Annotated in this window: 1 rRNA gene; it reads right to left on the minus strand. The window is 45.4% G+C overall.

Annotated elements, in window-relative coordinates:
* Window positions 1-357: ribosomal RNA gene (locus ACXAH1_RS24715) — 23S ribosomal RNA — on the minus strand; the annotation flags it as partial.

Here is a 357-nt window from a genome sequence, read left to right on the forward strand (position 1 = left end):
AGACTCGCTTTCGCTACGGCTCCCCTAAATGGTTAACCTCGCTACAGAATATAAGTCGCTGACCCATTATACAAAAGGTACGCAGTCACCCATCCCGAAATATCTTCCGCTTGTCTTTTCTGCCAATCTTACATCGCTTTTTTTGCTTCCGTTTCTCATGTACTTTGAATGTACACTGCGATACGGGTCAAAAAAACCGTGTAACCTTGTTTGAAAATCCTGCGCTCTTACCGAGGTAAAATCGTCAAGAAAGATACTTTGGTGATGGGCTCCTACTGCTTGTACGTACACGGTTTCAGGTTCTATTTCACTCCCCTCACAGGGGTTCTTTTCGCCTTTCCCTCACGGTACTGGTTC

The organism is Pseudoalteromonas sp. AWH4_217, assembly GCF_056161105.1.